Here is a 5,809-nt window from a genome sequence, read left to right as displayed (position 1 = left end):
GGCGTGCCCTTCCTCGTGGGCGAGGACCGCGTCGAGCTGGGAGCCCTTCAGCCGGCGCAGTGCCGCCGTGGTGATCACCAGCTGCGGGGCGGAGCCGCCGCGCAGCAGCCAGGCCTCCGCGCGGTCGCTCTCCAGCACCACGAGGCGGTCGGAGCGGCGCTCCTCGCCGGGCAGCCGGGGCGAGCGCTCGCGCAGTTCGGCGCGGCGGCGCCGGCGCCGGGCGCGGGCCCCGCGGACCTCGCGGGTCAGCATGGCGGCCGTCCACACCGCACCGGAGGCGAGTGCCAGGGCGAGGGGCGCGGCCCAGGCGCCGTAGGCGGTGAGGGCGTACGCCTCGACGACGCCGTGCGGCGCGGGGGCGAAGACGTTGCCGCGCACGGCGGCCCAGGCAGCGGCCGCGCTGAGCGCCATGGCCAGGACGCAGCACAGCAGGACGGCGCCCACCACGCACTGCCAGACCCACAGCGCCAGGACGGGCTCGCGGTCGGGCCAGTCGGCGCGGGTCAGCACGCGCGGGGCAACGGCCGCGGCCAGTGCGCCCAGGACCAGCAGCGCGAGCGGGACCATCATGGGCGTCTCTTCCCCCCTGGGACTGAGTCTGCGCGGCCGTCGTCGGCCCGCCCTGGCGCAGACAGTAGCGGTCCGGCGCCCCGCCCCGCAGTGGTCTCGCACACGCGACCGGGCTCCGGAGAACGTTCGCAAGCATGCGCAGGGTTGCGGGTTCAGAGGGTGAGCAGCATGGCCAGCATGCCGATGGCCATGGCCAGCCGGCAGGCGTGGGTCAGCTCCGGGCCCACCCGGGTACCGCCCTCGCCCGGTGGTGCCGGCACACAGCCCGCCCAGTGGGTCTCGCCGGACACGACGGCCGTCGCCGGCACGATGCCGGCCACGGTCCGCACGGTGTAGGCCGCGAAGTAGACCAGCAGGAGCCCGGTGACGAGAGGGGTCCCCGCCGGGTCGTGCCCCACCCCGTGTCCTTCGGGGTGGGCGGCCCGGGCGCCGGGCGGGCCGGCCATCGCCAGCGCCATGTAGACCATGGCGAACGCCCCGACGGCGTGGTGCAGATGGTGCGCCTCGCCGCGCCCCCGGGCCAGGACGAGCGCGCGGATCCCGGCCGCGCCGAAGACGAGCGCGAAGAGCCCCTGCCCCCAGGGCCGGGTGTCCAGAACGGCGGCCGGTACGGCCATGGCCGCCATGCCCAGGCCCATCAGCGCGTCGCCCCGCGCGGCCCGGCGCTCCCCCGCCGCGCCGGCCCGCGCCCTGAGCAGGCAGTACGCGCCCGTACCGGCGCACAGGGCCACCAGCAACCAACCCACGAGCGGCGGTCCGTGCACGACTGCACCTCCCCGGACGCGCACCTACCCCCGAAGGATGCCCAGCGCGGCGGGTACACAAGGGAGCGCACAGGCGCGTGGAGGGCGCGCACCAAGGCGCCGGGCGCGCGGGCGCGCGAACGGCGCGAGCCCCCCGTACTTCGTCAGGTCCCCGGCCGGTAGCGCAGCGGATGGCCCTCCGGCACCTCGACCACCGCGATGCGCACCCCGTCCGGGTCGGCGATCCACATCTCCACCAGCCCCCACGGTTTCGTCTCCGGCGGCTCCAGCACCTCCACGCCGGCGCGCACGAACTCCTCGTGCGCCCGCGCCGCGTCCGCCACCTGGAACCACAGCTCCAGCCCGGGCGCGGGCGGGGTCTCCGACCGGCCGGAGAGCTCCAGGAAGCCGCCCCCCAGGAAGTAGACGGTGCCGCGCTCGGGGCCCGTGCCGAACTCGCGGTACACCGCGAGGCCGAGCGCCCCGCCGTAGAAGGCCCGGGACCGCTCCGGGTCGGTGGGCCGCAACAACACCCTGCTGCTCAGTACGTGCACCATGTCCGCCGACTGTACGCAAACCCCACCCGTATGGCTCGGTTAGGGTCGTAAGACGCCCGAAACCGTCGTGGAGAGGACCCGGAACGTCATGGAAACCGCCGTCAGCCGCACCGAAGAGCCGGTCTTCCGGGCCGCGACCGCCGCCGATGTGCCCGGCCTCGTCGCGCTCGTGGAGTCCGCCTACCGGGGCGACGCCAGCCGCGCCGGGTGGACCACCGAGGCCGATCTGCTGGACGGGCAGCGCACCGACCCGGACGGCGTCCTGGCCGTGGTGGCCGGCGAGAACAGCCGGCTGCTGGTGACCGAGCGGGACGGCGAACTCGTCGCCTGCTGCCAGCTCGAGCACCGGGACGATCACGCGTACTTCGGCATGTTCGCCGTCCGCCCGGCGCTCCAGGGCGGCGGCCTGGGCAAGGTCGTCATGGCCGAGGCCGAGCGGTTCGCGCGCGAGGAGTGGGGGGCGCGCGAGATGCACATGACCGTGATCCGCCAGCGCGACGACCTGATCGCCTGGTACGAGCGCCGCGGCTACCGCCGCACCGGCCGGATGACCCCGTTCCCGTACGGCGACGAGCGCTTCGGCCTGCCGCTCCGCGACGACCTCGAGTTCGAGCTCCTGATCAAGGACCTGGCGTAACCGCCGGGTGGGCGCGGGCGGCCGTCAGCCGGGGCCGGCCGCCCGCGCCCACCCGGCAAAACCGCTGGCCACCAAGGCTGTTCCCGTGGGAGGGTCCCCGCCGTGACAGACATGGACAGCATCCTGATCACCTCGCTCGCCGAGCGTCCGTCGCTGGTTTCCCGGATCTACGAGATCAGCGAGACCTGGCCGGCTTTCATACCGCACGATCCGGTCGCGGGCGCCTTGCTGGGCCGGGTCGCCGAGGACTTCCCCCACTACTGCGTGGTGGCCACCGACGGCGACCGCGTCGTGGCGCGCGGGCTGAGCGTGCCCTTCGGTGCCGGGCTCGACGGCCGTGAGGAGATGCCGGACAAGGGCTGGGACCAGCTGCTCGTGTGGGCGTTCCGCGACCGGCGCCACGAGCACCCCCCGACGGCGGCCGGCGCGCTGGAGATCACGGTGGACACCGCGTACCTCGGCCGTGGCCTGTCCCACCGGATGCTGGCCGCACTGCGTGACGCCGCCGCCGGACAGGGCCACGACACTCTGCTGGCCCCGGTCCGTCCCAATGCCAAGCACCTCCACCCGCGCGTTCCCATGGCCGAGTACATCCGCCGGCGGCGCCACGACGGGTTGCCGGCCGACCCGTGGCTGCGCGTGCACGTCAAGGCCGGCGGCACCATCGAGAAGATCGCTCCGGCGTCGATGACGGTCGGCGGCTCCCTGGCCCAGTGGCGGCGGTGGACCGGCCTGCCCTTCGACCGCGACGGCGGCGTCGACGTACCGGGCGCCCTCGTTCCGGTGCACTGCGACACCGCGCACGACCACGCGGTCTACGTCGAGCCCAACGTATGGGTCCGCCACACCCTGGGCCCCCGCTCGGTCTGACGACCGCTCACAGCCGCCCCGCCTCGACGAGCCGCCGCAGGAAGCGCCGGGTGCGCTCCTGCCGCGGCTCGCCGAACACCTCGGCCGGTGTGCCGCGCTCCAGCACCACCCCGCCGTCGAGGAAGCACACCTGGTCGGCGACGTCCCGTGCGAAGCCCATCTCGTGGGTGGCCAGCACCATGGTCATGCCCTCCTCCTTCAGCTCGCGGACCAGGCCCAGCACCTCGCCGACCAGCTCCGGGTCCAGCGCGGCGGTGATCTCGTCGAGCAGCAGCAGCCGCGGCCGCCCCGCCAGGGCCCGTACGATCGCCACCCGCTGCTGCTGGCCGCCGCTCAGCCGGTCCGGGTACTCGGCCGCCCTGCCGGCCAGCCCCAGCCGGTCCAGCAGTTTCCGGGCCCGCTCCTCGGCCTCGGCGCGGGGCACGCCGTGCACCCGGCGGGGGGCGAGGGTGATGTTCTCCAGCACGGTCATGTGGGGGAAGAGGTTGTACGCCTGGAACACCACGCCGATGCGGCGGCGCACCGCGTCGGGGTCGGTCCGGGGGTCGGTGATCTCCTCGCCGTCGAGGAAGATCGCGCCGTCGTCGACCTCCTCCAGCAGGTTCGCGCAGCGCAGCAGGGTCGACTTCCCGGAGCCCGAGGCGCCGATCAGCGCGGTCACGGTGTGCGCGGGGACGGCGAGGTCGACGTCGCGCAGCACCACCTGCCCGCCGAAGGTCTTGCGCACGGATTCGAGGCGCAGCACGGGCTCGGTCGTGGCGGTCATACGAGTCCTCCCTGGGCCCGGCGGCGGTCCATCCGGGCGGTGACCGCGTCGGTGAAGCGGGTCATGGGGATGGTGAGCGCGACGAAGATCAGCCCGGCGACCACGTAGGGGGTGAAGTTGAAGCTCTTGCCGGCGGCGATCTGGGCGGCGTAGACGGCGTCGACCGCGCCGGCGATCGAGACGAGTCCGGTGTCCTTCTGGAGCGAGACCAGGTCGTTCAGCAGCGGCGGGACGACCCTGCGCACGGCCTGCGGCAGGACGACGAAGCGCAGCGCCTGGCCGCCGGTGAGGCCGAGCGACCGGGCGGCGGCGCGCTGGCTGGGATGCACGGACTCGATGCCGGCACGGAAGACCTCGGCGACGTACGCGGAGTACGTCAGCACCAGTGCCGTGCCGCCGAGCAGGACCGGGTCGTTGGTGACGCCCTGGAGCCGCAGCGCGGGCACGCCGAAGACGACCACGAGCAGGCAGATGATGAGCGGCAGGCCGCGGAAGAAGTCGGTGTAGGCGGTGGCGAGGGCGCGGACCGGGAAGAAGACGGCGCCGGGCAGGGTGCGGGCGACGGCGACGAGCAGTCCGAGGGCGAGCACGGCGGCGCCGCAGACGGCGAGCAGCCGGATGTTGAGCCACAGGCCGTCGAGGACCTGCGGCAGCGCCTCGCGGGCGTAGTGGGCGTTGAAGAAGGTCTCGCGGGTGCGGGGCCAGCCGGGCGATCCGACGATCACCGTCACCAGGACCGCGCCGGTGATCAGGGTGCTCAGCGCGGCGACGGCGGTGGCGCGCCGGGCCCGGGCGCGGCGGAAGCGCTCGCGTTCGAGGCGGCGTGCCGAGGGGACGTACGGATCGCCGGCCTCCCGGACCGGCCGGTCCGGCACGGCGTCCGCCGGGGCGGATTCGCCGGCGGTCATGACAGCACCGGCGCGCCGGCGGCGTCGGAGAGCCACTGCTTCTCCAGACGGGCCAGGGTGCCGTCCTGGCGGAGGGAGTCGACGGCCCGGCTGACGCAGCCGGTGAGGCGGCTGCCCTTGTCGAGGACGAGGCCGAACTGCTCGGGGCGGTCGCCGGGGGCGGCGAGCTGGCCGACGACCCTGGCCTCGGGGACCTCGGCGGAGGTGATGAAGAAGGCGGTGGGGAGGTCGACGACGATGGCGTCGACCTGGTGGTTCTTGAGCGCGGTCTTGGCGAGGTCGTTCTTCTGGAAGACGGCGGGCTCGTGGTCCGGCTTGATGAGGTCCTTGACGACGTCGAGGCTGGTGGTGCCCACCTGGGCGCCGAGCCGGGCCTGCTTGAGGCCGGCGAGGGTGGTGGCCTTGGCGGCCGGGGAGTCCTTGAGGGCGATGACGGCCTGGCGCACGTCGTAGTAGCCGGAGGAGAAGTCGACGGCGCGGCGGCGCTCGTCGCTGACGGAGATCTGGTTGATGTCGAAGTCGAAGCGCTTGGGCCCCGGGGCGACGGAGGTGTTGAAGGGGACGGTCTGCCAGACGACCTCGGAGCGGGCGTAGCCGAGCCGGTCGGCGACGGCGTAGGCGACGGCGGACTCGAAGCCCTTGCCGTTGGCGGGGTCGTCGCCCTCGAACCAGGGGGCGTAGGCGGGCTTGTCCGTGCCGACGGTCAGTTTGCCGGAGGTGCGGGTGGTGAGCCGGTCCTTGGCGCAGGCGGCGGCGCT

The 5,809-nt window shown here is 74.3% G+C and carries 8 protein-coding genes; 2 read left to right on the top strand and 6 right to left on the bottom strand.

Going from position 1 to position 5,809, the window contains the following annotated elements:
- The 3 genes from AB0K09_RS28705 to AB0K09_RS28695 all read right to left on the bottom strand — a co-directional run.
- Positions 1–570: M48 family metalloprotease (locus AB0K09_RS28705; protein WP_366068327.1), on the bottom strand; the 570-nt coding region annotated here is incomplete at its 3' end.
- 152 nt (positions 571–722) lie between these two features.
- Entirely contained in the window at positions 723–1,334 is a 612-nt protein-coding gene (locus AB0K09_RS28700) for a DUF5134 domain-containing protein (protein WP_366068326.1), read from the bottom strand.
- A 143-nt stretch (positions 1,335–1,477) separates the two neighbouring features.
- Positions 1,478–1,870, bottom strand: a complete 393-nt coding sequence (locus AB0K09_RS28695; RefSeq protein WP_366068325.1) for a VOC family protein — start codon at positions 1,868–1,870, stop codon at positions 1,478–1,480.
- An 88-nt stretch (positions 1,871–1,958) separates the two neighbouring features.
- Here AB0K09_RS28695 and AB0K09_RS28690 point away from each other — a divergent pair, with 88 nt between their 5' ends.
- Both AB0K09_RS28690 and AB0K09_RS28685 read left to right on the top strand, forming a co-directional pair.
- On the top strand, positions 1,959–2,507 hold the full coding sequence (locus tag AB0K09_RS28690) for a GNAT family N-acetyltransferase (RefSeq protein ID WP_366068324.1): 549 nt from the start codon (positions 1,959–1,961) through the stop codon (positions 2,505–2,507).
- Between the two features lie 111 nt (positions 2,508–2,618).
- Entirely contained in the window at positions 2,619–3,377 is a 759-nt protein-coding gene (locus tag AB0K09_RS28685; protein WP_366068323.1) for an N-acetyltransferase, read from the top strand.
- A 7-nt stretch (positions 3,378–3,384) separates the two neighbouring features.
- On the opposite strand, the gene AB0K09_RS28680 is transcribed toward AB0K09_RS28685, so the two are convergent.
- The 3 genes from AB0K09_RS28680 to AB0K09_RS28670 all read right to left on the bottom strand — a co-directional run.
- The gene (locus tag AB0K09_RS28680) at positions 3,385–4,143 is read right to left on the bottom strand and encodes an amino acid ABC transporter ATP-binding protein (protein WP_366068322.1); all 759 of its coding nucleotides are present in this window, start codon (positions 4,141–4,143) and stop codon (positions 3,385–3,387) included.
- A complete protein-coding gene (locus AB0K09_RS28675) occupies positions 4,140–5,051 on the bottom strand; it encodes an amino acid ABC transporter permease (RefSeq protein WP_366068321.1) in 912 nt (303 codons plus the stop codon). The genes AB0K09_RS28680 and AB0K09_RS28675 overlap by 4 nt, the downstream gene beginning before the upstream one ends.
- Positions 5,048–5,809 (bottom strand): ABC transporter substrate-binding protein (locus tag AB0K09_RS28670; protein WP_366068320.1); only part of this gene is annotated, 762 nt, incomplete at its 5' end. The genes AB0K09_RS28670 and AB0K09_RS28675, both read right to left, overlap by 4 nt.

The organism is Streptomyces sp. NPDC049577 (genome assembly GCF_040675635.1).
Classification (GTDB): Bacteria; Actinomycetota; Actinomycetes; order Streptomycetales; family Streptomycetaceae; genus Streptomyces.
Note: the sequence above shows the minus strand (reverse complement) of the source record. Positions and strands in the feature narration are given on the sequence as shown.